Origin of the sequence: Sporichthya polymorpha DSM 43042, assembly GCF_000384115.1 — a bacterium.
In the GTDB taxonomy this organism is placed as follows: domain Bacteria; phylum Actinomycetota; class Actinomycetes; order Sporichthyales; family Sporichthyaceae; genus Sporichthya; species Sporichthya polymorpha.
In genome coordinates, this window is the sequence record NZ_KB913029.1 from 3,462,345 (window position 1) to 3,487,134 (window position 24,790).

The following is a 24,790-nucleotide window of genomic DNA, read 5'->3' on the forward strand; positions in this document are numbered from 1 at the left end:
CGTAGTGTCACTCGCCCCGCCCCGGGACCCCGTGCAGACCGCGCAGGCGCTGCGCGGGTGGTTGGCGACCAAGCTGCTCGGGGTGACGGACGTCGCCGTCGCGGAGGTCACCGTGCCGGCGAGCCACGCGATGGCGACGGAGATGATCCGGTTCCGGGCCGACTGGGTCCGGAACGGCACCGTGGGGAGCGCGTACTACGTCGCGAAGGTCGCGCCGACCGGTCCCGCCGTCTTCCCCCGGTACGACCTCGTGACCGAGCAGTGGGTGATGCAGGCGCTGTCCGTGCACTCCGCCGCGCCCGTCCCACCGGCGCCGTGGGTCGAGACCGACCCGTCGGTGCTCGGCGCGCCGTTCCTCGTCATGGAGCGGCTGCTCGGCCGGGTGCCGCGCGACGACCCGCCCTACACGGCCGGCGGCTGGGTCCTCGACCTCACCGCCGACGAGCGCGCACGCCTGTACGACAACGGCCTGATCGCTCTGACCCAGCTGCACGCCGCGGACGCGCACGCACTCGGCCTTGACTTCCTCGACCGGCCGCAGCTCGGCCCCACGCCGCTGGACCAGCAGCTCGCACTCTGGCGCGCGAGCTACGACTGGGCGGCGACGGAGGGCGCGCACCCGGTGGTGGAGGCGGCGTTCGACTGGCTGGAGGCGAACCGCCCGGGCGAGGAGCCGACGGTCGTGTGCTGGGGTGGCGCCCGGCTCGGCAACCTCCTCTTCGCCGACGACCTGAGCGTCGCCGGCGTCCTCGACTGGAAGCTGGTGGCGCTCGCCTCGCCCGAGCTCGACCTCGGCTGGTGGCTGTTCGTCCAGCGTCACCACACCGACGGTCTGGGCCTGCCGCTGCCGACCGGCTTCCCCGGCCGCGAGGCGGTTCTCGCGCGCTACACGGAGTTGACGGGGCATCAGGTTCGCTATGCCGACTACTACGAGGCGCTCGCGGCGCTTCGACTCGCGATTCTGCTGCACCGCACGGCGAAGCTGCTGGCCGGGCGGGGCGACCGGCGGCCGACAGCGGCCGATCCCGCGAGCCGGCTGCTCGCCGAACTGATCGGAGCCCCGGTCCCGGACGCGGACACGAGGTGGGCCATCCCCCGGACGGTGAGCCGATGACCGCCCGGGCGCACCACGAGCACTCCACGAAGGAGACCATGACCATGCGAAGGACACGTCGCTCGCGGACGTCCGGCCGGATGCGCGCCGCCGTCGTGGCGGTGACGGGCATCGCGCTGCTCGCCGGATGTGGCTCGCACCTGTCCGAGACCGAGCTCGCGGCGACCCAGGGCGCGATCAGCGTCCCCACCGCGGTCGCCGCGGCCCCCGGAACCGGGGACGTCGGCGGAACCGGTGCCGTGCCCGGCGCGGTCGACCCCGGCGCGGCAGCCCCCGCCGCGGGCGCCGGGACGGACGCCGGCACGGTCGCCGGCACTGACCCCGCCGCCGGCCCCGGAGCGGGCGCGAGCGCGGCCCCGGGCAAGGCCACGACGGACAACACCGCCAAGGTGCCCGGCACGAACGTCGACGTCCCGGTGCCCGCGGGCCCGCGGGACGAGATCGTGATGTGCTCGTTCGGCAACTCCTCCGGCGTCCTCGGCGCCGTCACCGGTCCCGCGCCCGTGGCCAACAAGGCCTGGGAGGCGTACATCAACGCCAAGGGCGGGCTCGCCGGCCACAAGGTGCGGATGATCATCGCCGACACCGGCGGCGCGGCCGCCAACGCCCAGGCGATCGCGCAGAAGTGCGTCGAGCAGGAGAAGGCGGTCGCGTTCTTCAACGAGTACAGCTTCGGCGAGCTCGACGGCGCGATCCCGTACCTGAAGAGCAAGGGCGTCCCGGTGATCGGGAGCATCGGCGGTGCGATCTCCTCCGACCACTCGATCATGGTCTTCAACCCCATGAACGGCGCGGACGTCGGGCAGGCCTGGGGCTTCATCAACACCATCGCGGCGCAGACCGACAAGAAGAAGCTCGGCGTCCTGTACTGCCAGGAGGCGTCGACGTGCGCCCAGCAGATCAGCAGCTTCTCCAAGCTGCTCCCGCACAAGGGCCTCGAGATCGTCTACAAGGCGCAGGTCTCGCTCGTGCAGCCGGACTACACCGCCCAGCTGCTGCAGGCGAAGAACGCCGGTGCCGAGGTGATGGTGCTGCTGCTCGACAGCGCGAGCGTCGGGCGCGTGGCCCGCAACGCGGCACAGCAGAACTACACCCCGATCCTCGCCGGCACCTACAACCTGGGCATCCAGGCGACGCTGGACCAGGGCCCCATCCTCAACGGTCTCCTGCTCGCGAGCCGGACGCCGGCCTACTCGACGTCCCCCTTGCTCAAGGACTACCGGGACGCCATGGCCAGGTACCAGCCCGGCAAGGTCACCGGTGACGTCGGTGCCGGGGCGTTCGTGGTCGGCGCGCTGCTGGAGAAGTACGCCGGGAAGTTCCTCAACAAGAAGACCGTGACGAGCCAGGACTTCCTCGACCTCCTCTACTCGCTCAAGAACGAGAAGCTCGGCGGGCTGCTGCCCGGCATCACGTTCGCCAAGAGCGACGACCGCACCCAGACGAATCGGTGCATCGCGCCGGTGAGGCTGGAGAACGGCGCCTTCGTCCAACGCAGCGGCTTCGTCTGCGCCCCCGACTGGAAGCCGGGTACCTGACATGCGCCGAACCACGAAGGTCGCTACCGGCCTCGCGGGGGTCGCCGCAACGCTGGGCGCCGCGGTCGGCATGGTGACGCCCGCTCAGGCGGACGACACCACCTCCGGCGCGGCCGTCGGCACCGCGAGCGCCAGCGGGATCCGGACCAGTTACGACTTCCCGGGCTACCTGGTCGTCGACACTCTCTACGACGCCGGCGGCCCGATCTCCCAGGCGGTCGTGAACTCCTCGGGCGGCAGTTCGTCGTTCGCGTCGTTCCCGTACCCCGGCGACACGGTGGTCAACGCCCCGGCGCTGGCGAACGTCGGCACCGGGCAGGCGTTCCCGTTCACCTACCCGCTCTACGTCGTGACCGACGGCAACCTGACGCCGAAGGCGTCGGCCCAGGACGCCACCGGGTCGCTCAAGCTCGACGCGGAGTCCGACGCCCGGACCGCGTCCTCGACGGCGAAGCTGGCCGGCCCGGTCGCGGGCGTCATCTCCACCGCCGGGTCGCTGCAGGAGACCAGCGTCGTGATCGGCGACGACGGGGTGATGACCTCGATCGCCGACAGCATCCTCCGCGGCATCGACGTCGACGGCGTGCTGAAGATCGGTGAGGTGCACGTCCGGACGACCAGCGTGCTCAAGCCGGGGGAGTCGAAGCCGACGACGACGTCGGTCACCGACGTCACCGGCGTCAGCGTGCTCGGGCAGCCGGTCGGGCTCTCGCGCGACGGGATCATGGCTCCGGGCGGTTCCCCGGGCACGGCGTACGCGCCGATCCTCGACCAGCTCAACCAGGCGCTGAAGGACGGCGGCATCTCCGTCGCCCTCGCCGGCGGCAACGAGGTCAACGGCGGCGCCTCCAACGCCGGCGTCGAGATCCTGCAGCGGGGCAAGATGCCCTTCGCCGGATCGCCCGAGGGCGTCGCGCGCACGCTGATCGGCAACGCCTCGAGCTTCATCCTCGGCGGGTCGTCCTCGCTGCTGGACATCGCGGCCGCCAACGACGCGGGCACCACGCCGGCCGGGACCACCCCGGCGGCACCGGTCGACGCCGCGACGGGTGTCGACGTGCCGGTGGCTGCGGGCGCGCTCCCGACGACCGGCGTCGACGCCGCCGCGGGCGTGCCGACGACCGGCGTCCCCACCGTGAACTTCGCCCCGCAGGCGGGGGCCTCGACGGTTTCCGCGTCGATCGCGCTCGACCTCGACGACCAGATGCGCTTCTTCTACTTGGTGATCGCCCTCGGCGCGGGCATCGCCGTGCTCTGCTCGCTCCTGTGGCGCGCCTCGATCGCCCTGAAGGGAGGACGTGCCTGATGGACGTCCTGACCGTGCTGAAGTCCCAGTGGGACCGGGTCGCCGCCGTGGTGTGCGTGCTCGCCGGCGTCGTCCTGCTGATCGTCGGCTACCAGGGCATCGCGGACTCGCCCTACGTGGCCGAGGAACTGGCCTACCTGATCTCGGGCGGCCTCGGTGGGGTGTTCCTGCTCGGCGTCGGCGCCACGCTGTACATCTCCGCCGACATGCACGACGAGTGGCGCAAGCTCGACCGCATCGAGGAGGCGATCCTCAGCCTCCGCAACGACGGGGGCAGTGACGGCGGCAGCGGCGGGCCGGACCGGTTCGACGACCTCGTCGAACCGGTGGCCGAGGCTCGGGCCTCCCGGCACCGCGCCGGGTCGGCGGCGAACGCCAACGGTGCCGTGGGCGCGGGGGTCGCGCAGCGCAGCGCCCAGCACGGCGCCACCTCGCGAGACGTGCTCGCGATGCCGCGGGAGATGCTCGCCCACCTGCGGATCGGCGGGCTTGCGATCGCGTTTGCGTTCGCGGCGCTGATGGTCGCGTACTGGCAGGCCGCGAACACCAACGAGGCCCGGCCGGCGTTCACCGCGACCGCCTCCGCGGCGACCGTGCTCGCGGTCGCCGGGGTGGTGGGGGTGATCGGCATGGTCGGGATGCGGCGGCGGTTGATGCGCCGGCGCAACCTGCTGCTCGGCGGTTTCCTGACGCGTGGTCAGCGTGGGGTCGGCAGCGCGGCCGCCGCCTCCGATGGCCCGGTCGCGACCCGGATGCCGGAACACCTGGTTGTCATTCCCGAGGGCCGGTATGCCCACGTGCCGACCTGCGCGATGGTGACGGGGGAGCGGACCGAGACCGTGAGCTCGTCGGCCCTGCCCGAGGGCATCCGGCCTTGCGCTCTCTGCACCCCCGCAGCACTGTGACCGGCGCCGGCACGGGTGAGCTGACGCGCTGATGTCCGACTACCTGCCGTTCCTCGTCCTGGGGATCACCACCGGGTCGATCTACGCCCTGGCTGCGATGGGCCTGGTCGTCACCTACACGACCTCCGGCGTGTTCAACTTCGCGCACGGCACGGTCGCGATGGTCAGCGCCTACGCGTACTACACGCTGACCGTCGACTGGGGCCTCCCGCCCGAGCTCGCGGTGTTCGTCGTGGTGCTCGGCCTCGGCCCGGCGATCGGCATCGTCGTCGACCGCGCGTTGTTCCGCCGTCTCCAGGGAGCGGGCTCCGCGGCCTACGTCGTGGTCTCCATCGGTCTGCTGGTGGCGTTGCAGGGCCTCGTCATCATCCTGTACGGCCCGACGTCGAAGCCGGTCCCGGCGATCTTCCCCGAGAAGGTCGTCGACATGGGCGCGGTCAACGTCGGCTACGACCAGATCGCCATCACGACGATCGCCGCGGGCCTCGGGCTCGGTCTCGCGTTGTTCTTCAAGCGCACGCAGATCGGTCTCGACATGCGCGCGGTCGTCGACGACCCGCAGCTGGCCGAGCTCACCGGGGCCAACGCGTCGCGCACGACCACGCTCGCCTGGATGCTCGGCTCGTCGTTCGCCTCACTGGCCGGCGTCCTGCTCGCGCCGACGCTCGGTGCGGACGCGCTCGTCCTCATCCTGCTGGTCGTGCAGGCGTTCGGCGCGGCCGCGCTCGGTCGCCTGGTCAGTCTGCCGATCGCCTACGCCGGTGCTCTCGGTCTCGGTGTGCTCGGGCAGCTGTCGATCAAGTGGGTCAGCACGTACGCCTCCGACCAGACGTGGCTGGCGGGCCTGCCGCAGGCGTTGCCGTTCCTCGCGCTGTTCACGGTGCTGGTCTTCTCGAAGAAGGGCAGCTTCAAGGAGCTCACGAAGAGCGTGCAGCCGCGCTCGACCACCGCGACGCTCGCCCCGGGGTCGCGGCGCTTCCCGATCGGGGTGCTCACGGCGATCGTCGCGGTCGCACTGATCGTGCCGAGCATCGCGACCGACTCGCGGACGACGACGGCCACGACCGCCCTCGCGATGCTCATCATGTTCAGCAGCCTCAGTCTGCTGCTCGGGCTCTCGCGCCAGATCTCGCTCTGCCACGCGGTGTTCGTCGCCCTCGGGGCCACGACGCTCGGGCACCTGCAGGCCGACGGCTGGCCGTTCCTGCCGGCGATGCTGGTCGCCGGGCTGATCGTCGTCCCGATCGCGGGGCTGCTCGCGATTCCGGCGATCCGCCTGTCGGGCCTGTTCCTCGCGCTGGCGACGTTCGGCTTCGGCGTCCTGTTCCAGAACCTCCTCTACAACACCTCCTGGGTCTTCGGCACCTCCGGTCAGGTGGCGATCCAGCGGCCGACCTGGTTCGGCAACGTGCTCGAGGGCACCAACGAGTTCTACTTCTTCGTGCTCGCGATCGCGGTGGTCTCGGTGCTCACGATCGAGCTCGTCCGGGCCACCCGCCTCGGCCGTCTGCTCCGCGCGACCGCCGACAGCAACGTCGCGGTCGAGACCCTCGGCATCAACACCACCGCCGCGCGCACCGTCGTGTTCTGCGTCAGCGGTTTCTTCGCGGCGATCGCCGGTGCGCTGCTCTCGGCGCAGGTGACCACCGTCGGCACGTCGAGCTACTCGTTCTTCCAGTCGCTCACGTGGGTGGCTGTCCTGGTCGCCGCCGGCTCCGCGACGCTGGGCGGGGCGGCGCTCGCGACGGTGATGATGGTCGCGATCCCCGCGTTCTTCACCGACGCGGACGTCATCAACTACCAGACGATGTTCTTCGGCATCGGCGCGATCCTGCTGGCGCAGGCGCCCAACGGTCTGGTCGGCCTGGTGACGAACCTGCCCAACACCCGGCTCTGGGGCAGGCTCGCCGACGAGGGTCCGGCCCGCGTCGGCGCGCACGCCGCCCGCCGCCGCCAGCGTCTCGCCCCCGTGAGCAGCGCGACCGGAGGTGCGCGATGACCCTCGAGCTCCGGCACCTGCAGGCCGGGTACGGCCGCGCGCAGGTCCTGCACGACGTCAACCTCACCGTCCCGGACGGGGCCGCGGTGGCGCTGCTCGGGTCCAACGGCGCCGGCAAGACGACGCTGCTGAAGACGATCGCCGGCCTCGTCCACCCCACCGCGGGGGAGGTGCGCTGGAACGACCGGGCGCAGGGGACCCGCACCCCGCACGCCCGCGTCGCCGACGGGATCTGCCTGATCCCCGAGGGCCGCGGGATCTTCCGCAACCTCACGGTGGCGGAGAACCTCGCCATGCACACCCGCGGGCGGGGCAAGGCGGCGGCGATCGAGACCGCGACCCGGTACTTCCCGGTCCTCGGCCAGCGCCTGTCGCAGACGGCCGGGACGATGTCCGGTGGCCAACAGCAGATGCTCGCCGTCGCCCGGGCTCTGGTGACGCAGCCTCAGCTGCTGATGATCGACGAGCTCTCGGTCGGCCTCGCGCCGGTCGTCATCGACGAGATCTTCGCCGCCGTCGAGATGCTGCGCGCCGAGGGGCGCTCGCTGCTCGTCGTCGAGCAGTACGTGCACCGCGCGCTCGCGATCGCGGACTACGTCTACATCCTGCAGAAGGGCCGGATCGTGTTCGTCGGTGAACCGGCTCAGTGCCGCAGCGGCACGATCTTCGAGCGGTACCTCGGGGAGGGCGTGGCATGACCGAACTGAAGACCGAGCCCGGTTCCGGCGACGGCCTGCGGGCCGAGGACGTGGTCGTCCGCTTCGGCGGCCTCACGGCTCTCGACGGCGTCGGTGTCCACGCGCCGCCCGGCCGCATCACCGGTCTGATCGGCCCCAACGGGGCCGGCAAGACGACGCTGTTCAACGTGTGCAGCGGTCTGCAGGCACCCGTCCGCGGCAAGGTCACCCTCGACGGCGAGGACCTCGCCCGCCACAGCCCGTCGCGCCGCGCCCGCATGGGTCTGGGCCGGACCTTCCAGCGCCTCGAGCTGTTCTCCACGATGACGGTGCGCGAGAACGTCGAGTTCGGCGTCGAGGCCCGCTGGCTGTCGTGGGACCCGGTCTCGCAGTTGGGCCTGCGCGCCTCCGGCCGAGCGCGTCGGCGGCAGATCCGGCACGAGGCCGACGAGGTGCTGCACGCGACCGGGCTGGAGCCGCTGGCCGACCGCGTCGTCGGGTCGTTGTCCACCGGACAGGGCCGACTGGTCGAACTGGCCCGGGCGATGGCCCGCAACCCGCGGATCCTGCTGCTCGACGAGCCGTCGTCCGGTCTCGACCCCGCGGAGAGCCGGGACTTCGGCCGGCAGCTGCGCGAGCTCGTGGCCTCGCGCGGCATCGGGATCCTCATGGTCGAGCACGACATGAGCCTGGTCCTGGAGATCTGCGACTGGATCTTCGTCCTCGACTTCGGCAAGCCGCTGATGGCCGGCACCGCTGACGAGGTCCGCAACAGCCCCGACGTCCAAGCGGCTTATCTCGGTAAAGAAGCAGCATGAACCGCCGCAAAGATGCCCGGCCAGAGCGCAACCTGAAACTGCATCAGCAGGTGGAGGCCCCCATGTCCCGTCACTCCCAGCCCCGTTATCGGCGTCGGAGGTCGCGTCGCGGCGCGGCGCTCGCCGCGTCCGGCACGCTCGCCGTCGGCCTGGCCCTGCCCGTGGCACTGACCGCGTCCCCGGCCGCGGCCGCTGAGCCGACCGCGGACGCCCCGCCGCGGGTGACCGGGCTGTCGAACTTCTTCGACTACTGCCAGACGGGCGCGACGCTCGCGGTCCCGCTGTTCTACGGGATTGGCACCTCGACGGTGAATCTGGCGCTGGCCCAGTTCCCGGCCGAGGCGCAGCCGGTCACCAACCAGGTCCTCGCGGCCGAGGCCGCCGGCCCGCAGGTCTTCGAGGCGATGGCGGAGCCGACCCGGCAATTTCTCGACGGCGGACGGGCCGCCGCTGCCCCGCTCGCGGCGTACAACGAGCAGTTCAACGGCGGCCTGACTGCGTTCGCGGAGGGGACGCGAGCCGCGGCCGACGCCCTCGGGCCGGTCGTGCAGCCCGCGGACACCTCGATGATGCAGTTCGCCGACTTCCTGGAGAGCCTGCGGGCGAAGTGACCTCGGTCAGCCGGTGGTCGCCCGGGCCGACTCCGCCGTCTGCTTGAGATTGGCGAGGGTCGTCGCGATCGACCGCCGGGTGAACTCGGCCCGGCTCAGGCCGGGGATCCCGGTGATCTTCTTGCCGAGCAGCCGCGCCATCGTCCGGTTGCGGGTGTCGACCCACGTCTCGGTCACGGTGCACCCGGCCGGGCCGTCCACGCCTCCCGGGACGATCTCGTAGATCCAGTGCGCGAGCGTGAGACCGCGGAACACGGTTTTGAACGCGAACCGGTGCGGCTCCTCCAGTTCGGTGACGACGACCGCCGCGTCCCAGGACTTGCCGGCCTCGGCATTGGCGTTGTTCCCGAGGAACCGCGCCCCGACCGCCGCCGCCGTGGCGCCGTTCTGCCAGGAACCGCCGGTGTTCTCCGGGCTCCACTCGCCCATGCGGGGCAGGTCGGTGACGAGCCCGAAGACCACCGTCGGCTCGGCCGCGATCGTGATCGACTCGGAGACCCGTTCCTTCTCGTGCCGCATCCGAGGCACCGTGGCCGTTCCGGCCATCACGACCTCCGGGTCGCCGTGACGAGCAGGTACTCCCACTCCATGACGCCGTCGGCCGAGGCACCGTCCGAGAGCGCCGCGTCACCCAGCGCGGCGAGCTCCGAATCGAGGGCGGCCACCTTCTCCGCGTCGTCGCCGAGGGTGGTGTAGACGGCGATCGTCGGTCCGTAGGTGGCCTTGAAGAAGTCGCGGAACTCGGCGCCGGAGGCGAATCGGTCGACCTTCAGCGTCCGCCGGGCCGCGTGCAGGGTGGAAACCCCATTCCCGAACAGCGTGCGGACGTGCTCCTCGTTGCCCCACAACGGCGGCGGCGAGGCGCCGGGCGGCGGCGGGGGAGCGTAGGGCTTCATGGTCGCGAACATGCGACCGATGAAGCCCTCCGGCGTCCAGCTGATCAGCGCGATCGTGCCGCCCGGGCGCGTGATGCGCAGCAGTTCGTCCGCGGCCCGCTGGTGGTGCGGGGCGAACATGACACCGACGCAGGACATCGTCACGTCGTAGCGGGCGTCGGCGCACGGCATGTTCTCGGCGTCGGCCTCCTTCCACGCCACGGTGACCCCTGCCTGCTCGGCGGCGGCCTTCCCGACCTCGAGCAGATCGGGGCACAGGTCGGTGGCGGTCACCTCCGCGCCGGCGAGCGCGGCGGGGATGGACGCGTTGCCCGAACCCGCGGCGACGTCGCAGACCGTGGTGCCGGGCCCGATGCCCGCGGCCGCGACGAGGATCGGTCCGAGCTCGGCGATGACCTCGGTGGCCACGGCGGGGTAGTCCCCGAGGGCCCACATAGCCCGGTGACGGGCCTTCAGCGCAGTGTCGGCAGTGTTGTCGAGAGTTGGGGTTGTCATGCTCCGACGGTAGGAACGCGGCGTGCGGCGCCCTAGTTCAGAATCTGTATCTGACCCGGTACTGAATCTGTACTAACGTGCGGCGCATGGGAGCCAGTTACGGGCAGTTCTGCCCGGTCGCGAAGGCGATGGAGCTGCTCGACGAACGGTGGACGATGCTCGTCGTGCGTGAGCTTCTCTTCGGCAGCACGCGCTTCAACGAGATCCGCCGGGGTGTGCCGCGCATGTCCCCGGCGCTGCTCTCCACGCGGCTGACGCATCTGACGAAGGCCGGCATCGTCGAGCGGCGCGCGCACGGCCGGGACGTCGAGTACGTCCTGACGCCGGCCGGCCGGGAGCTGGAGCCGGTCGTCGAGGCGCTCGGCGTCTGGGGCGTGCGCTGGGCGGGCAAGCCCGCCGACGGGGACTACGACCCGAAGCTGCTGATGTGGGACATGCACCGCAACGTCGACCACACCGCGGTGCCGCCCGGCCGCACCGTCGTGCACTTCCGGTTCCCGGAGCGGCGCGGCGCCGGCAGCGCCTGGTGGATGACGATCACGCCCGACGACGCCGACGTCTGCGACTACGACCCCGGGCACGACGTCGGTGTCACGGTCACGACGGCGGTCCGTACGCTCACCGATGTGTGGATGGGCGAGATCACCTGGGCGGCCGCGCAACGGTCCGGTCTGCTCGAGCCGAGCGGCCCCGCCGCCCTGCGCCGTGCGCTCCCGCGCTGGTTCCCGCCGACCGGCGCCGCCCTCGTTCCCCGGCCCGCGGCGGTCGGATGACCGCGGCGCCGCGGGCGGACGCGGAGCTGCCCGCGTACTGGGCGGCGCTCGGACTGCCCGGGATCGTCGACGTCCACGTGCACCTGATGCCGGACCGGCTGCAGCAGAAGGTGTGGGAGTACTTCGACGCGGCCGGTCCGCTGCTCGGCCGCCCGTGGCCGGTGCAGTACCGGGACGACATGTCGACCCGGCTCGGTCGCCTCCGCGCGATGGGCGTGCAGGCGTTCACCGGCCTGCTCTACCCGCACAAGCCCGACATGGCGGCGGGGCTGAACGCCTGGGCGGCGGAGTTCGCCGCGCAGACGCCTGGCTGCCTGCACACCGCGACGTTCTTCCCCGAGGACGGCGTGGCCGACTACGTGCGCGAGGCGATCGACGCCGGCGCGCGGGTGTTCAAGGCGCACGTCCAGGTCGGCGGGTACGACCCGCGGGACGAGTTGCTCGACCCGGTGTGGGGCCTGCTCGCCGAGGCCCGGATCCCCGTCGTCGCGCACGTCGGCAGCGGGCCGACGGCCACCGAGTTCACCGGCCCCGGCCCGTTCGGTGAGGTGCTCGCCCGGCACCCGCAGCTCCCGGCGATCGTCGCCCACCTCGGCATGCCGGAGTTCGACGGGTTCGTCGAGCTCGCGCGCCGCCACCCGGCGGTGCGCTTCGACGTGACCGGGGTCTTCACCAAGTTCGGCGACGCGCTGTGGCCGTTCCCGCGAGCCGAGGCCCGGGCGGTGCTGCGCGAGTTCGGCGACCGGATCCTGTTCGGCAGCGACTACCCGACGATGCCGAACACCTACGCCACCCAGGTCGCGGCGGTCGCGGAGCTCGACCTCGGCGACGACTGGCTCCGCGCCGTGTTCCGGGAGAACGCCCTGGCGCTCTGGCCGGACCTGCGCGACTGACGGGCGCGACTGACGGGGACTGACCAGAGCTGACGGCCCGTCAGGGTTTCGTGGTGGCCGACGGATCCCACGCCGGGGCGTAGTAGTTGCCGCGGGTGATGCGGGTGACGATCCGCGTCTTCGTCCCGTCGACGCTGACCAGACGCATCGACGAAGGGCTGCTGCCGTCGCGGCCGGAGTGGGTGAACAGGATCCACCGACCGTCGGGGGAGAACGCCGGTGTGTTCAGCAGCCCGGTGGCGCTGCGCGCCAGGCGGCCGATCAGCGAGCCCTCCATGTCGACGAGCCAGATGGCGGTGCCCGAGGCGTCGGCCTGCAGGAAGGTCACGTATTTGCCGTCGGGGGAGACGTCGGGCTGCGAGAGGTACCCGGACGGGGCAGAGTCCCCGAGCAGTGCCCGCGCCTTGCCGCCCGCGGCCGGGGCGGTCCAGATCGACTGCCCGGTCGCCGCGCCGTTCGCGAGCGTCGTGCGGGTGAAGAGCAACCGCTTCCCGTCCGGGGTCCACGTCGGCGCGAAGTCGACGTGCGTCGCGTCGTTGGTGGTCACCGCCACGAAGTCCGCGGCCTTCTTGCCGGTGGCGGTGAAGGTGACGATCCCGGAGTCGGTGCCGGCGGCGATGCGTGCGCCGTCGGGCGACCACGCCGGGCGGCGGGCGTTGAGGTCCGTGGTGAGCCGGCGCAGGCCCGTGCCGTCCCGGCGGACCACCCAGATGTCGGTCCGTCCCGCGCGCACGTCGGCCCGGTCGCTGCTGAACGCGATCCACGTGCCGTCGGGGGAGAAGGTCGGCTCGAACTCGGTGGCGGGTCCGGTCGTGACGGCGCGGTCGTCGACCCCGTCGGTCCGCACGAGTCGGACGTCGGCCGCCCCGAGGAACCCGCGGCCCGCCCCGGCGGCCTCGCTGTAGGGCAGCGCGCTGTACGCGACCCACGGGGCGGTCGAGCGCGGCTTTGCCTCGGTCGGGGTCGGCAGGGGCTTGGGCGGCGGCGGGACGTCGTCGGCGCGCGCGCCGCTCGGGGTCAGCGCGAACAGGACCGCCGTCGCGGCGAGGAGCACCCGGGTACGCACGGGCTCAGCGTGCCAGTACCCCACGCAGGATGAACAGGGCGTAGCCGATCGCCAGCGCGGCGCCCCCGGCGCGGGCCGCCTCCAGCGGCAGCGTCAGCGCCAGCGCGAGGCAGCCGACGAACCCGAGCGCGGGCACGATCCGGGCCCGGCCGGGGGCGAGCGTCCAGGCGGCGGCGTTCGCGATCGCGTAGTACACGAGCACGCCGAACGAGGAGAACGCGACGACGTCCCGGATCTCCCCAATGAGCGTGAGCACCACGACCACCGCGCCGACGGCGAGCTCCGCGCGGTGCGGGACGCCGAAGCGCGGGTGCACGGCGCTGAGTACGTGCGGCAGGTGCCGGTCCCGGGCCATCGCCAGCGTCGTGCGTGAGACGCCCAGGATGAGCGCCAGCAGCGCCCCCGCCGCGCCGAGGACCGCGGCTGCGCGCACCACCAGCACGATCCCGTCCGCGCCCGCGGCGCGCACGGTGTCGGTCAGCGGCGCCTCGGTCGCGGCCAGCCCGTCCGGTCCGAGCACCGCGAGCGCCGCCGCGAGCACGGCGGCGTACAGCGCGAGCGCGAGCCCCAGCGCCAGCGGGATGGCGCGCCGGATCGTCCGGGCGGGGTCGCGTACCTCCTCGCCGAGCGTCGCGATCCGCGCGTAGCCGGCGAACGCGAAGAACAGCAGCCCGGCGGCCTCGGCGATGCCCCGCAGATCGGTGTCGCCGCCCGGCCGCAGCCGGTCGGACTGCGCGGCGTCGGCGCCGAGCGCGACCGCCACCACGACCAGCAGCGCCCCGACGACAACCGTCACGAGCACACGGGTCAGGGCCGCCGACCGCGAGACCCCGACGTAGTTGACGGCAGTCAGCGCAACCACAACGGCCACACCGGTCTCGGTGGCGTACTCGGGCCACGCGTAGGTTCCGACCGCGAGCGCCATCGCCGCGCACGAGGCGGTCTTGCCCACGACGAACGCCCACCCGGCGAGGTAGCCCCAGAACTCCCCGAGCCGTTCGCGGCCGTAGACGTACGCGCCACCCGAGGTCGGGTACACCGCCGCGAGGCGGGCGGAGGAGAGCGCGTTGGCGTACGCGACCGCCCCGGCCAGCACCAGCGCGAGCAGGAGGCCGGACCCGGCGGCCGCCGCCGCGGGGGCAGGCGCGACGAAGATGCCCGCCCCGACCATCGAGCCGAGGCCCAGGACGACCGCGTCCGGCGTGCCGAGCGTCCGGCGCAGCGGGCGATCCACGTCAGGGGGGCGCGGTCAGTTCGTCGGCGACTTCTCGGCGACTGCCTTGATGCGGTGAAGCGTCTCGGTCATCCCGCGGATGTTCGTCTTCGCGCGGAACGGCCCGGCCAGCAGCCAGTAGATCTTGAGAAACAGCGAGGGCGTGAGCTCGAACGACTCGGTGACGTCGGTGCCGTCGGTGCCGTCGGGGCCCGGGGCCGGGGCGAGCTGGTAGCGCCACGTGTTCACCCCGGCGCCCATGCCCGGGACCTCGACCACGAAGGCGAAGTCCCGCTCGGGTTCGCACCGCGTGATGCGGCAGGTCGTCCAGTACATGGGGCCGCGGCCGTTGCGCTTGACGTGACCCTGGAACTTCGCGCCGACCGCCGGTCCGGTCGCGCCATCGATCCAGCGGCCTTCCAGGGTTTCGGGGGAGAATTCCCCGATCCGTGTCACATCCGTGATGAGGTCCCACACCGCCCGGGGTGGGGCTTGTATGTGAACTGTGACCGATTCGGTGAACGCCCGCATGGGGCGAGTCTAGGATTCTCTGCGGCCGGCCGAACGGGGCGACCAGCTGGGGGAGAGTGCTGTGGGAACACCGTCCGTACCTGGACCTCCGCCGCCCCCGGCGCCTGAGATGCCCGAAACCTCGGGTATGTCGCGGTTCCTCGCGCGCCGGATCACGATCGTGGTCGTCGCCGCGGCGGCGCTGCTCGGTCTCGGGCTGTACGCGGCCGCCTACGCGGCGGCGGGCTCGGACATCAAGAAGGGCACCACGGTCCTCGGCATCGACATCGGCGGACTGAGCCGCGCCGAGGCCGAGTCCAAGCTGGCGGCCGAGCTGCCCGCCGTCATCAGCAAGAAGGTGACGGTCCGGGCGGGCGAGAAGTCGTTCGAGCTCGACACCGTGAAGTCCGGGATCACCGTCGACGCCGCTGCCACGGTCGCGAAGGCCGGCGAGCGCAGCCTCAACCCCGGGGTGCTCTTCCCGGTGCTCTTCGGCGCCAAGGACCGCATCGACCCGGTGCTCGCGGTCGACGACAAGGCCCTGACCGCCGCCGTCACGGGCATCGCGAAGAAGGTCAACCAGAAGGTCCGCGAGGGCCGCGTGAAGTTCACCGCCGGCGAGGCCGTCGCCGTGCAGCCGCGCGAGGGGCGCTCGCTGCTGGTCCCCGAGACCGCCGAGGCGCTCCGGAAGGCCTACGAGACCGGCGCGGCCGAGGTCACCGCGGCGCTGAAGACCACGCCGCCGGTCGTCGGCCAGGCCGAGGTCGACCGCGTGATGAACTCCTTCGCGGGGCCGGCGATGGCCGGGCCGATCACCGTCAAACTCGACGGCCAGAACGTCACCTTGAGCACGGCGAAGCTGGACGACTACCTCAAGATCACGCCCTCCGGCCCGACGCTGAACTGGACGGTCGACACCGACCGCATGGTCGAGGACCTCGCCGAGGAGAACCCCAAGCTCGTCACCCCGCCGAAGGACGCGCGCTTCACGTTCGAGCGCAACAAGCCGAAACTGGTGCCGGGCGAGGACGGCGAGAAGATCGAGGCGGTGAGCTTCGGGGAGCAGATGCGGGCCGCGCTGGTCGCGCCGGTGCCCCGCACGGTCGAGGCACAGGTCGTTCCGGCCGAGCCGGAGCTGACGACCGAGGAGGCGCAGAACCTCGGCATCACCGAGAAGATCTCGTCCTTCCGCACGAACTACCCGATCGCGCCGTACCGCGTGAACAACATCGGCCGCGCCGCGGAGCTGATCAACGAATCTCTCGTGCTCCCGGGTGAGATCTGGAGCCTGAACAAGACCGTCGGTGAGCGCACCGAGGCGAACGGCTTCGTCAAGGGCTTCATCATCGACAAGGGCCAGTTCAAGGAGGACCTCGGCGGGGGCGTCTCCCAGTCCGCGACGACCGTCTTCAACGCGGTCTTCTTCGCCGGGCTCAAGGACATCGAGCACCACACCCACAGCCTCTACATCAGCCGGTACCCGGCCGGTCGCGAGGCCACCGTGGCGTGGGGCGCGAAGGACCTCCGCTTCCAGAACGACACCCCGACCGGCATCCTGGTGCGCGCAACGACCCAGCCCGGCTGGATCCGCGTGACGATCTGGGGCACGAAGTACTACGACAAGATCGAGTCGGTCAGCTCCGATCGCTACAACTACAAGCAGCCGAAGACGATCACCTCGGCCGCCGCCGACTGCACGCCGCAGTCACCGGTCGCCGGCTTCGACATCGACGTCACCCGCGTGTTCTACAAGGACGGCAAGGTCGTGAAGCGGGAGAAGTTCTTCACCCGCTACATCCCGACCGACCGAATCATCTGCACCAACCCGCGCAAGGACTGACGAGTCGTCAGGCCGAAGCCTTCGCGGCGTAGAAGGCGTCGAGGTCGGTCCGCAGCGGGCCCAGCATCTCGCCGACGGCGCTGAGAAGCTCCGGCGGCGAGTTCCGCGGGTGGCCGTACGGCGTGGGCGGGTGCGGGTCGTACTCGCAGACGAGCTGCAGTGCCGCGGCCACGTCGGGGCCGGCGATCTCGCTGATCAGCGTCAGCCCGAAGTCGATGCCCGACGTGACGCCGCCGGCGGTGATCCGGTTGCGGTCGCGGACGACCCGCTGGTCGGTGACGACCTCGACCTCGGAGTACGTCGCGAGGTCCGGGAGGTTCCCCCAGTGGGTGGTCGCCCGGTAGCCGTCCAGCAGCCCGGCCTCGGCGAGGATCAGCGCGCCGTTGCACACCGAGGTCACCCATTGCACCTCGGCGCCCTTCTTGGCAACCCAGGCGATGACGTCGGGGTCGCGCAGCTGCGGGGACGGGTCCGCGCCGCCACCCACGAGCAGGATGTCGAGTTCGGGGCACGACGTCAGGTCGTGGTCGGGCAGGACCCGCACCCCGGTGTCCGTGACGACGGGGTCGGTGGTGCGGGCGACCGTCACCAGTTCCCAACCGGGGACGAGCCCGAGGAACTGGTGGGGCCCGAACACGTCGAGCATCGTCATCCTCGGCCAGATGTAGACGCCGATCCGGGTCATGGTGGGGCTCCTTCGTTCCGGTGCGGTGGATGCGTCAGACGGCGATGGTGAGGTCGGGGGCGGCGCCGAAGCGGCGGCGGTACTCGGCGGGGGAGACGCCGAGCGAGGAGACGAACGCCCGGCGCATGGCCTGGTAATTGCCGAACCCGGCGGCGCGGGCGACGGCCTCGGTGGAGTCGTCGCTCTCGGCCAGCAGGGCGCGGGCCGTCTCGAGCCGGACCCGCTCCACGTACCGGCCGGGGGAGACCCCGACCTCCGCGGTGAAGACGCGGGTGAAGTGACGGGGACTCATGTGGACCCGGTCGGCGAGGGCGGCGAGCGAGAGGTCCGCCGTCGGGTGGTCGTGGATGTACGCCTGGATCTCTGCCACCGGCGCGCGCTGCGCCCGCTGGGCGGAGCGGGAGGCCGTCATCGCCGCGGAGAACTGCGCCTGCGTCCCCGACCGGCGGAGGTAGAGCACCATCATCTGCGCGCACTTGCGGGCGACGTCGACACCGACGTCCGCCTCGACGAGCGCGAGCACGAGGTCGAACCCGGACGTCACCCCGGCGGAGGTCCAGACGCAGTCGTCGGTGACGAAGATCGGCTCGGTGTCGACCTCGATCGCGGGGTGCCGCTCGGCGAGCGAGTCGCCGTAGAGCCAGTGGGTGGTCGCGCGGCGGCCGTCGAGCAGACCGCACTCGGCGAGGAGAAACGCGCCGGTGCAGATCCCCACGACCCGGCGGGCGCGCGACGCGACCCGTCGGATCCCGTCGACCAGCGTGGCATCCGCAGCCGCGGCGTCCGCCGCAACGGGCCCGCCGAGGACGATCAGCGTGTCCACCGCGGCCCGGTAGCCGGCGAGGTTGCGCACGCCGCTCAGGGTCAGCCCGCCCCACAGCTCCACCGGTTCGCCGTCGGAGCTCGCGACCTCGACCTGGTACGGAGCCGCCTCCCCGCGGGCGGTGACCACCGCGTTCGCCATCTCGAGGATGTCGCGCACGCCCAGGAGCTCCATCCCGAGAGCTCCCGGGTGCGCGACGAGCAGCATCCGCCGGGCCATGGGCCCGACGCTAGGCCCCCGCGCTCGTGTCCACAATGACAAGCACCTTTCAGATCAGGACACGCCCTTCGTTGCGTCCGACGATGTGGTCGCAATAGCAGCCACATCGTCGGACGTCCGGGGGCTCAGGCCGCCAGGGCGCGGTGCTCGGGCGGGACCTGCTCGTCGGCGGGCGGGGGACCGGGCGGGGTGCCGTCGCCGAAGGGGCGGCCGCCGAGCTGTTCGCGACCGTGCGGCTCCAGCCAGCCGGAGAGGTCCGGGCCGGCGGGGACGATCTGCGTCGGGTTGATGTCGGTGTGGACGCGGTAGTAGTGCCGCTTGATGTGGTCGAAGTCGGTGGTGTCGCCGAAGCCCGGGGTGGTGAACAGGTCCCGGGCGTAGGCCCACAGCACCGGCATCTCCGACAGCTTGGACCGGTTGCACTTGAAGTGGCCGTGGTAGACGGCGTCGAACCGGGCGAGCGTCGTGAACAGGCGGATGTCGGCCTCGGTGATCGTGTCCCCGACGAGGTAGCGCTGGTCGCGCAGGCGGTCGGTCAGGCGGTCCAGCGCGGTGAACAGCCGGTCGTAGGCCTTCTCGTACGCGTCCTGCGTCCCGGCGAAGCCGCAGCGGTACACCCCGTTGTTCACCTCGGTGTAGATCCACTGCATGACCTCGTCGATCTCGTCGGCGCGGTCCGCGGGATACAGGTCGGGAGCACCGGGGCGGTGGTGCTCGCGCCACTCGGTCGACAGGTCGAGCGTCATCTGGGGGAAGTCGTTGGTGACGACCTTCCCGGTCGCGATCTCGACGATCGCCGGGACGGTGATGCCGCGGTCGTAGTTCGGGTCGCGCGCGAAGTACGCCTCCTGCAGGCGCTCGATCCCGAGGACCGGGTCGCGGCCGCCCGGGTCCTCGGTGAACGTCCAGCTGCGCTCGTCGTGCTCGGGGCCGGCGATGCCCATCGAGAGGACGTCCTCCAGCCCGAGCAGGCGGCGCACGATGATCGACCGGTTCGCCCACGGGCACGCCCGCGCGACGATCAGCCGGTACCGGCCCGGCTCCACCGGCCAGCCCGGCCGCCCGTCGGGGGTAGTCCCGTCCCGGGTGATCCGGTCGGGGATGTAGGTGGTGTCGCGCTCGAAGTCGGAATCGGTCACGTAGGCCATACGGGAGCCGTACCCGGTGGGCTCACTCCGACTCTCAGTCCGACGTCCGCAACCGTTCCCCGAGGCCGCTGGCCCGGGCGGCGGGGCGGCCGACGGAGCGGAGGACGGCGTCCTCCGACCCGATCACGCGGACGCCGGCGGCGGCGCGGGTGATCGCGGTGTACAGGGTCTGCCGGGTGGCCAGCGGGGACGTGGCCGACGGCAGCATCAGCGTCACACCGACGAACTCGCTGCCCTGGCTCTTGTGGACGGTCATCGCGTGGACGGGCCGCACCTCGGGCAGCCGCCCGAGCGGCACGAGCTGCGGGGCCCCGCCGCGGCGGAACGCGGCCATGGGTTCGCCGTCGCAGTCGACGACGACGCCGGTGTCGCCGTTGAACAGCTTCGCGTCGCGGTCGTTGGCGGTGACCAGCAGCGGCTCGCCGACGTAGCGACGGTCGGCGCGGAAGGCGGTCGGAGCGCCGAGCCACGCGGCGACGCGGTCGGTCCACAAGCGCACCCCGCGGGGACCGAGGTGGTGCGCGCACAGCAGGCGGTGCCGTTCCAGGGCGTCCAGCGCGCCGGGAACGTCGCCGGCCCGGGCGGCGGCCTCCATGTCCGTCCCTGCCGCGACGACGTCGGCGCGGAGCCCGGCCACGGCGTCGTCGGCGATCAGGACGTCGTCCGCGACCTCGACGAACTCCAGCCCGGGTTCGCCGGAGCGCAGCAGGGTGAGGACCTCCTCGCCGTGGCCGTCGCGCACCGCGGCGGCGAGCCGCGCGATCGGCCCGGCGTCGGCGAACCGGCGCGAGCGCTGCAGCGTCACGACGTGCGTGGCCAGCCGGGACGGGCCCGCTCCGGAGCGGCCGACGATGTCGCCGAGCACCGCGCCCGCCTCGACCGAGGCGAGCTGGTCCGGGTCGCCGACCAGGATCAGCCGCGCCGTGGGCCGGACGGCCTCGAGCACCCGCGCCATCAGCGTCAGCGACACCATCGAGGTCTCGTCGAGGATGACGACGTCGTGGGGGAGCCGGTTCTCGCGGTCGTGCGCGAACCGGCTGCGCGTGCCGGGCCGGCTGCCGAGCAGCCGGTGGATGGTCGACGCCGTGACGTCCCCGACCCGGTCCGCGTCCGCCGGGTCGAGTTGGGCGAGGGCGGCACGAACGGCCTCCTCGAGCCGGACCGCCGCCTTGCCCGTCGGCGTCGCCAGCGCGATCCGCGGCCGGGGACCGGGCTGGTCGGCCAGGGCCGCGAGCAGCCGCGCGACCGTCGTGGTCTTGCCGGTGCCCGGTCCACCGGCGACGACGGTGAGCAGCGACAGCGCCGCGCTCGCGGCGGCGGCCCGCTGGTCCGCGTCCTCGGCGGCGGGGAACAGCCGGTCGAGCGCGGCGGCCAGGCGGACCGAGTCGACCGGCGGGCCCCCTTCGCTCGCACGTTCCAGCAGCGCCGCGGCGACGAACCGCTCCTGGCCGAAGTAGCGGTCCAGCCACATCGAGCCGCCGACCAGGCGCAGCGGCGGTCCGGCGGGGTCGTCCTCGCCCCCGCACAGCGGGCTCGCCGCGCACCGCGCGATCCACTCAGCCGGCTCGGGCCACGGCAGCGCCGCGGGGTCGGGCGCGTCGGCGTCGGCGTTGCCGCCCGCGGCCTCGAAGCCCGCGGCCTCCAGCGCCTCCGGCACGATCGTCTCGGCCGCCGCCGCGAGGTCGAGGACCACGGAGCCGGACCGCGTACCGCGGACCGTGAGGGCGGCGGCGAGCAGCACCGCCTCGTCGGTCTCGCCCCCGAGGCGGCCGAGCGTCTGCGCGACGTGCACGTCGGCCGCGGCGAGCACGCCGGCCGCGTTGAACTGCCCGAGCACGCCGGTGGCGTGGCGGGCCCGCTCCGGCAGGTACGCGCCCAGGGCGCCGACGTCGACGGTCACGGCGCACCTCCGGCGAGCAGGTTCGAGACGGCCACGGCGAGCTGCGCGGGCGGTGCCCACGCGAACACGCCGGGGACACCGTCGGGCCCCGCCGTGCCGGGCCCGCACATGCCTCGCAAATACAGGTAGAGCACGCCGCCGAGGTGCTTCGCGGGTTCGTAACCGGGCTGACGCCACGTCAGGTAGCGGTGCAGCGCGACCTGGTACAGCAGCGCCTGCAGCGGGTAGTCCGATGCCCGCATGGCCGGGCCGAGCACCTCCGGGCGGTAGTGCCACGCGGTCGCCGCGACACCGGCCGGGTGCAGCCGATTGGTCTTGTAGTCGACGACCAGGTAGCGCGGGCCGTCGGCGCCCGGGACGCGCAGCACGGCGTCGATGCTGCCGGTGAGGTAGCCGCGCAGCGGTTGCCCGGCGAGGTCGGGCGCGCGCAGGCGGTCGGCGTAGGGCCGGACCGGGTCGCCCGCGGGCAGGTGGGCGGTGAGCAGCCCGGCGACCTCGCCGAGGCGCACGTCGCGGCCCGGGGTGTCGCCGCCGGCCAACGGCAGCTCGAACTCCATCTCGGACAGCCGGTCCGTCGGGGCGAAGTCGGCGAGCCGCCGCTCGTCGGCCAGCGGCCCGAGCGGCGTGGTCATCGCGACCTCGAGGGCGTCGATCAGCGCGTCGGGCTCGACCCCGCCGACCGGCACGTACCGCTGCGCCCGTTCGACCGCGGGCCGCAGCGCCTCCCGCAGATCACTCGCGGTGGGGTCGACCTCCTCCAGGACCGCGTGTACCAGGCTGCCGAACGCGGCGCCGGCGGGCAGGTCGCCGAACGGGGAGGGCGGCCAATTCGCTGACGGGTCGTCAGGCACCATGCCGTCCACGGCGGGGGCGGGCTCGCCCTCGACGGGTTCGTCGGTGGTCCCCGCCGCCTCGGGCTCGGTCGCCGCGGGGCCGGCCTCGTGCGCGGCCGCGGTGAGCGCGGAGTACGAGGTCCGCCGCCACGCGGTGTCCACGGTGCGCCGGAACTCCAGCGCCCGCGGCTCGCCGACCGTCGGCGACTCCGGTGACCAGGTCGCCGGCTCGATCGGCAGCTCGACGAGCTCGATGCCGAGCGCCCCGTCCGCGACCGCGGCCCGCTGCTCCAGCTGCGCCACCGCGGTGTCGAGGTCGGGCACGGGGACACGCTGCCGCGGCGTCTCACCGGGCGGCGTGAACAGCAGGCGGTGCAGCGGCGCCTGCTCGGTGATCGTCGAACGCCCCCACCACAGCGTCAACTGCGACCGCGCCCGGGTCGCCGCCACGTAGAGCAGACGCAGCTCCTCGCCGGCGTCCTCCTCCTGGCCGGTCCGCAGCGCCTCGGTCCAGCCCGGTCCGCCGCGGCCGCCGACGTCGCGGATGCGGGTGCCGTCCGGCCCGTGGAACAGCGTCACCTCGGCGTCGTCCCAGACCCAGCGCGCCCAGGCGAAGGGCACGTGGACCAGCGGGAACTCCAGGCCTTTGCTCATGTGGATCGAGACGATCTGGACGGCGCGGGCGTCGGAGTCCAGGCGCCGGCTGCGTTCGGCGTCGGGGTCGCGGTCGGCCTCCGCGATCCGGCGACGGAGCCAGGTCAGCAGCGCGACCAGCCCGAGCCGCTCGTTGGTCGCGGCCGTGTGGAGCATGTCGCAGATGTGCCGGAGGTCGGTGGCGCGGCGCTCGCCGCCGGACTCGCGGAGCAGGCGCGCGAAGGTGCCGTGATCCGCGTCCACGGCGGCGAGCAGAGCGGCCGGCCCGCGCTCGGCGAGCACGTTCGCCCACGTCCGCGCCTGCTGCGCCAGGGCGTCGTGCGCGCGCTCGCCACCCGAGTCGACCTGCGAGGCGGTGCGCCCGACGAAGTCGGTCACGGCGAGCCGCCGGACCCGGCCGATCCGGTGCGGCTGCTCCAGCGCCTCGAGCAGCACGAGCCAGTCCATCGCCGCCGGCGTGCTGAAGACGCTGGTGGCCGCGCGCAGGACCGTCGGCACCTTGGCCTTCACCAGCAGGTCGCGGATCCGCTCGCCGTCGCTGTTGCGCCGGACTAGCACGGCGATGTCGCCGGGGTGCACGGCGCGTGCCGGGCCGTTCGGCTTCTCGCGCAGGGTGCTGCCGTCGGTGAGCACGCGGACGATGTCCCGCACCACGTCGGCCGCGACCGACTCGCGCAGCGGGTCGGCCTTCGCGACCTTCGGGCTGCTCCCGGTCGGGCCGGGGTGCACGCGCAACCGCACCGCCGCCGTCGGGCCGTCCGGGCTGTGCAGCAGCGGCTCCGGCCGGCCGGCCTCCACGGGCTCGACGCGGATCCGCTCGTCGCCGAGCGGGGCACCGCCGAACAACGCCTCCAAACCCGTCAGCACCCGGGCGTCGCTGCGGAAGTTGCGGGGCAGCGTGGCGTGCGTGCCGGCGAGTTCCGCCGCCCGCAGGTAGGTCTGGACGTCCCCACCGCGGAAGGCGTAGATGGCCTGCTTCGGGTCGCCGATCAGGACGAGCGTCGCGTGGCCGTGAAACGCCGACTCGAGGATCTCCCACTGCACCGGGTCGGTGTCCTGGAACTCGTCGACGAGCACGACGCGGTAGCGCTCGCGCAGCCGGGCGCGGACCGCCTCGGCGTCCGCGCCGCGCAGGGCGTCGCGCAGGACGACGAGTAGGTCGTCGAAGCTCATCGCCCGCCGCGCGCGCAGCCGCCGGCGCAGCTCGTTCCGGACCGCGCCGGCGTACCGCGCGCGGTCCCGCGCCGGGCCCTCGCCGTCGGTCGGCGCGATCTGGGCGTGCGCGTCCAGCGTGGCCGCCTTCGCGACCTCGTGCGCGACGCCGAACCCGAACGCCGGGTGTTCGTCGACCGGGGCGTACTTGCGCAGGTACAGGTCGGTGGCGACCTCGCCGCGCAGGTCGGTCAGGTCCTCGAGCAGTTCGGTGTCCGGGTCGGCGTCGGCCGCCGTGCCGAGCCCGCGGATGACGAGCTGGCAGAACCCGTGCGTCGTGGTGATCGTCGCGGCGTCGAAGTCCGCGGTCGTCGCGATCAACCGCTCCCGGCGCGCCTCGATCTCGTCGGCGTCGCCGGTCGCGAGGTGCACCAGCACGTCGTCACCGCTCGCCCGCGCCGCCGCCGGGTCGGCGAGGGCGTCCCGCGCGCCGGTGAGCCGTTCCCGCACCCGTTCCCGCAGCTCGCGGGTCGCGGCCCGGCCGAACGTGACCACGAGCAGGTCACCGAGCGACGTGACGCCCTCGGCCACGTAGCGCGTGACGAGCGCGGCGATCGTGTAGGTCTTCCCGGTGCCGGCACTGGCTTCGAGCAGGGTCGTCCCGCTCGGCAGCGGGCCGAGCAGGTCGTGGGCGGTCGCGGAGGTCCGTCGCATCTGAATCA

The 24,790-nt window shown here is 72.8% G+C and carries 21 protein-coding genes; 11 read left to right on the forward strand and 10 right to left on the reverse strand.

All coding sequences use genetic code 11. The annotated features are described in order from the left end of the window. Positions 1–4: 4 nt before the first annotated feature. The 8 genes from SPOPO_RS0116885 (at position 5) to SPOPO_RS0116920 (ending at position 8,968) form a co-directional block, all read left to right on the forward strand. Positions 5–1,114, forward strand: a complete 1,110-nt coding sequence (locus tag SPOPO_RS0116885) for a phosphotransferase family protein (RefSeq protein ID WP_051098392.1) — start codon at positions 5–7, stop codon at positions 1,112–1,114. A 44-nt stretch (positions 1,115–1,158) separates the two neighbouring features. Further along, on the forward strand, positions 1,159–2,652 hold the full coding sequence (locus tag SPOPO_RS0116890) for an ABC transporter substrate-binding protein (RefSeq protein WP_245541722.1): 1,494 nt from the start codon (positions 1,159–1,161) through the stop codon (positions 2,650–2,652). 1 nt (position 2,653) lies between these two features. Next, on the forward strand, positions 2,654–3,958 hold the full coding sequence (locus SPOPO_RS0116895) for a hypothetical protein (protein ID WP_019876123.1): 1,305 nt from the start codon (positions 2,654–2,656) through the stop codon (positions 3,956–3,958). Next, positions 3,958–4,863 (forward strand): hypothetical protein, encoded by a 906-nt coding sequence (locus SPOPO_RS35255; RefSeq protein ID WP_019876124.1) that lies wholly within the window; start codon positions 3,958–3,960, stop codon positions 4,861–4,863. The genes SPOPO_RS0116895 and SPOPO_RS35255 overlap by 1 nt, the downstream gene beginning before the upstream one ends. 31 nt (positions 4,864–4,894) lie before the next feature. After that, on the forward strand, positions 4,895–6,862 hold the full coding sequence (locus SPOPO_RS0116905) for an ABC transporter permease (RefSeq protein ID WP_028984850.1): 1,968 nt from the start codon (positions 4,895–4,897) through the stop codon (positions 6,860–6,862). Beyond that, positions 6,859–7,560 carry an ABC transporter ATP-binding protein gene (locus SPOPO_RS0116910; protein ID WP_028984851.1) on the forward strand — a complete coding sequence of 234 codons (702 nt, stop codon included), beginning with the start codon at positions 6,859–6,861 and terminating at the stop codon, positions 7,558–7,560. The genes SPOPO_RS0116905 and SPOPO_RS0116910 overlap by 4 nt, the downstream gene beginning before the upstream one ends. Further along, positions 7,557–8,357 carry an ABC transporter ATP-binding protein gene (locus SPOPO_RS0116915; protein WP_028984852.1) on the forward strand — a complete coding sequence of 267 codons (801 nt, stop codon included), beginning with the start codon at positions 7,557–7,559 and terminating at the stop codon, positions 8,355–8,357. The genes SPOPO_RS0116910 and SPOPO_RS0116915 overlap by 4 nt, the downstream gene beginning before the upstream one ends. 62 nt (positions 8,358–8,419) lie before the next feature. Further along, positions 8,420–8,968, forward strand: a complete 549-nt coding sequence (locus SPOPO_RS0116920) for a hypothetical protein (RefSeq protein ID WP_019876125.1) — start codon at positions 8,420–8,422, stop codon at positions 8,966–8,968. A gap of 6 nt (positions 8,969–8,974) precedes the next feature. Here the strand turns inward: SPOPO_RS0116920 and SPOPO_RS30130 are convergent, their stop codons facing one another. After that, positions 8,975–9,487 (reverse strand): SRPBCC family protein, encoded by a 513-nt coding sequence (locus SPOPO_RS30130; RefSeq protein WP_169577210.1) that lies wholly within the window; start codon positions 9,485–9,487, stop codon positions 8,975–8,977. Between the two features lie 26 nt (positions 9,488–9,513). Then, on the reverse strand, positions 9,514–10,359 hold the full coding sequence (locus SPOPO_RS0116930) for a class I SAM-dependent methyltransferase (protein ID WP_028984853.1): 846 nt from the start codon (positions 10,357–10,359) through the stop codon (positions 9,514–9,516). Positions 10,360–10,445: 86 nt separating this feature from the next. On the opposite strand from SPOPO_RS0116930, the gene SPOPO_RS0116935 reads away from it, so the two are divergent. Together SPOPO_RS0116935 and SPOPO_RS0116940 are read left to right on the forward strand one after the other, a co-directional pair. Then, a complete protein-coding gene (locus tag SPOPO_RS0116935; RefSeq protein WP_019876128.1) occupies positions 10,446–11,132 on the forward strand; it encodes a winged helix-turn-helix transcriptional regulator in 687 nt (228 codons plus the stop codon). Continuing rightward, positions 11,129–12,025 carry an amidohydrolase family protein gene (locus SPOPO_RS0116940; protein WP_019876129.1) on the forward strand — a complete coding sequence of 299 codons (897 nt, stop codon included), beginning with the start codon at positions 11,129–11,131 and terminating at the stop codon, positions 12,023–12,025. Before SPOPO_RS0116935 ends, SPOPO_RS0116940 begins: the two co-directional genes overlap by 4 nt. Positions 12,026–12,065: 40 nt before the next feature. On the opposite strand, the gene SPOPO_RS0116945 is transcribed toward SPOPO_RS0116940, so the two are convergent. The 3 genes from SPOPO_RS0116945 to SPOPO_RS0116955 are packed head-to-tail and all read right to left on the reverse strand — an operon-like array spanning position 12,066 to position 14,835. Next, positions 12,066–13,091: a TolB family protein gene (locus tag SPOPO_RS0116945; RefSeq protein ID WP_169577211.1), complete on the reverse strand. Its 1,026-nt coding sequence runs from the start codon at positions 13,089–13,091 to the stop codon at positions 12,066–12,068. Positions 13,092–13,095: 4 nt separating this feature from the next. After that, the gene (locus SPOPO_RS0116950) at positions 13,096–14,325 is read right to left on the reverse strand and encodes an APC family permease (protein WP_019876132.1); all 1,230 of its coding nucleotides are present in this window, start codon (positions 14,323–14,325) and stop codon (positions 13,096–13,098) included. A 15-nt stretch (positions 14,326–14,340) separates the two neighbouring features. After that, positions 14,341–14,835: an SRPBCC family protein gene (locus SPOPO_RS0116955; RefSeq protein WP_033385089.1), complete on the reverse strand. Its 495-nt coding sequence runs from the start codon at positions 14,833–14,835 to the stop codon at positions 14,341–14,343. 109 nt (positions 14,836–14,944) lie between these two features. Here SPOPO_RS0116955 and SPOPO_RS0116960 point away from each other — a divergent pair, with 109 nt between their 5' ends. Beyond that, positions 14,945–16,654, forward strand: a complete 1,710-nt coding sequence (locus tag SPOPO_RS0116960) for a VanW family protein (RefSeq protein WP_084671208.1) — start codon at positions 14,945–14,947, stop codon at positions 16,652–16,654. Between the two features lie 7 nt (positions 16,655–16,661). Here SPOPO_RS0116960 and SPOPO_RS0116965 read toward each other — a convergent pair whose 3' ends face one another. The 5 genes from SPOPO_RS0116965 to SPOPO_RS0116985 form a co-directional block, all read right to left on the reverse strand. Then, on the reverse strand, positions 16,662–17,339 hold the full coding sequence (locus SPOPO_RS0116965; protein ID WP_019876135.1) for a DJ-1/PfpI family protein: 678 nt from the start codon (positions 17,337–17,339) through the stop codon (positions 16,662–16,664). Positions 17,340–17,373: 34 nt separating this feature from the next. Continuing rightward, positions 17,374–18,381 (reverse strand): GlxA family transcriptional regulator, encoded by a 1,008-nt coding sequence (locus SPOPO_RS0116970; protein WP_019876136.1) that lies wholly within the window; start codon positions 18,379–18,381, stop codon positions 17,374–17,376. 125 nt (positions 18,382–18,506) lie between these two features. Beyond that, the gene (locus SPOPO_RS0116975) at positions 18,507–19,529 is read right to left on the reverse strand and encodes a glutathione S-transferase family protein (protein WP_019876137.1); all 1,023 of its coding nucleotides are present in this window, start codon (positions 19,527–19,529) and stop codon (positions 18,507–18,509) included. 34 nt (positions 19,530–19,563) lie between these two features. Then, positions 19,564–21,429: an exodeoxyribonuclease V subunit alpha gene (gene recD, locus SPOPO_RS0116980; RefSeq protein WP_019876138.1), complete on the reverse strand. Its 1,866-nt coding sequence runs from the start codon at positions 21,427–21,429 to the stop codon at positions 19,564–19,566. Beyond that, positions 21,426–24,782, reverse strand: a complete 3,357-nt coding sequence (locus tag SPOPO_RS0116985) for a UvrD-helicase domain-containing protein (RefSeq protein WP_028984857.1) — start codon at positions 24,780–24,782, stop codon at positions 21,426–21,428. The genes recD and SPOPO_RS0116985 overlap by 4 nt, the downstream gene beginning before the upstream one ends. Positions 24,783–24,790: the final 8 nt, after the last annotated feature.

What these genes read in the sequence shown, in the direction of transcription:
- SPOPO_RS0116965 (WP_019876135.1), bottom strand. Translation starts at nt 17,339, where the DNA reads ATGACCCGGATCGGCGTCTACATCTGGCCGAGGATGACGATGCTCGAC.
- SPOPO_RS0116905 (WP_028984850.1), top strand. Translation starts at nt 4,895, where the DNA reads ATGTCCGACTACCTGCCGTTCCTCGTCCTGGGGATCACCACCGGGTCG.
- SPOPO_RS0116960 (WP_084671208.1), top strand. Translation starts at nt 14,945, where the DNA reads ATGCCCGAAACCTCGGGTATGTCGCGGTTCCTCGCGCGCCGGATCACG.
- SPOPO_RS0116970 (WP_019876136.1), bottom strand. Translation starts at nt 18,381, where the DNA reads ATGGCCCGGCGGATGCTGCTCGTCGCGCACCCGGGAGCTCTCGGGATG.
- SPOPO_RS0116890 (WP_245541722.1), top strand. Translation starts at nt 1,159, where the DNA reads ATGCGAAGGACACGTCGCTCGCGGACGTCCGGCCGGATGCGCGCCGCC.
- SPOPO_RS0116930 (WP_028984853.1), bottom strand. Translation starts at nt 10,359, where the DNA reads ATGACAACCCCAACTCTCGACAACACTGCCGACACTGCGCTGAAGGCC.
- SPOPO_RS0116975 (WP_019876137.1), bottom strand. Translation starts at nt 19,529, where the DNA reads ATGGCCTACGTGACCGATTCCGACTTCGAGCGCGACACCACCTACATC.
- SPOPO_RS0116920 (WP_019876125.1), top strand. Translation starts at nt 8,420, where the DNA reads ATGTCCCGTCACTCCCAGCCCCGTTATCGGCGTCGGAGGTCGCGTCGC.
- SPOPO_RS0116985 (WP_028984857.1), bottom strand. Translation starts at nt 24,782, where the DNA reads ATGCGACGGACCTCCGCGACCGCCCACGACCTGCTCGGCCCGCTGCCG.
- SPOPO_RS0116940 (WP_019876129.1), top strand. Translation starts at nt 11,129, where the DNA reads ATGACCGCGGCGCCGCGGGCGGACGCGGAGCTGCCCGCGTACTGGGCG.
- SPOPO_RS35255 (WP_019876124.1), top strand. Translation starts at nt 3,958, where the DNA reads ATGGACGTCCTGACCGTGCTGAAGTCCCAGTGGGACCGGGTCGCCGCC.
- SPOPO_RS0116955 (WP_033385089.1), bottom strand. Translation starts at nt 14,835, where the DNA reads ATGCGGGCGTTCACCGAATCGGTCACAGTTCACATACAAGCCCCACCC.
- SPOPO_RS0116915 (WP_028984852.1), top strand. Translation starts at nt 7,557, where the DNA reads ATGACCGAACTGAAGACCGAGCCCGGTTCCGGCGACGGCCTGCGGGCC.
- SPOPO_RS30130 (WP_169577210.1), bottom strand. Translation starts at nt 9,487, where the DNA reads ATGCGGCACGAGAAGGAACGGGTCTCCGAGTCGATCACGATCGCGGCC.
- SPOPO_RS0116935 (WP_019876128.1), top strand. Translation starts at nt 10,446, where the DNA reads ATGGGAGCCAGTTACGGGCAGTTCTGCCCGGTCGCGAAGGCGATGGAG.
- SPOPO_RS0116895 (WP_019876123.1), top strand. Translation starts at nt 2,654, where the DNA reads ATGCGCCGAACCACGAAGGTCGCTACCGGCCTCGCGGGGGTCGCCGCA.
- SPOPO_RS0116910 (WP_028984851.1), top strand. Translation starts at nt 6,859, where the DNA reads ATGACCCTCGAGCTCCGGCACCTGCAGGCCGGGTACGGCCGCGCGCAG.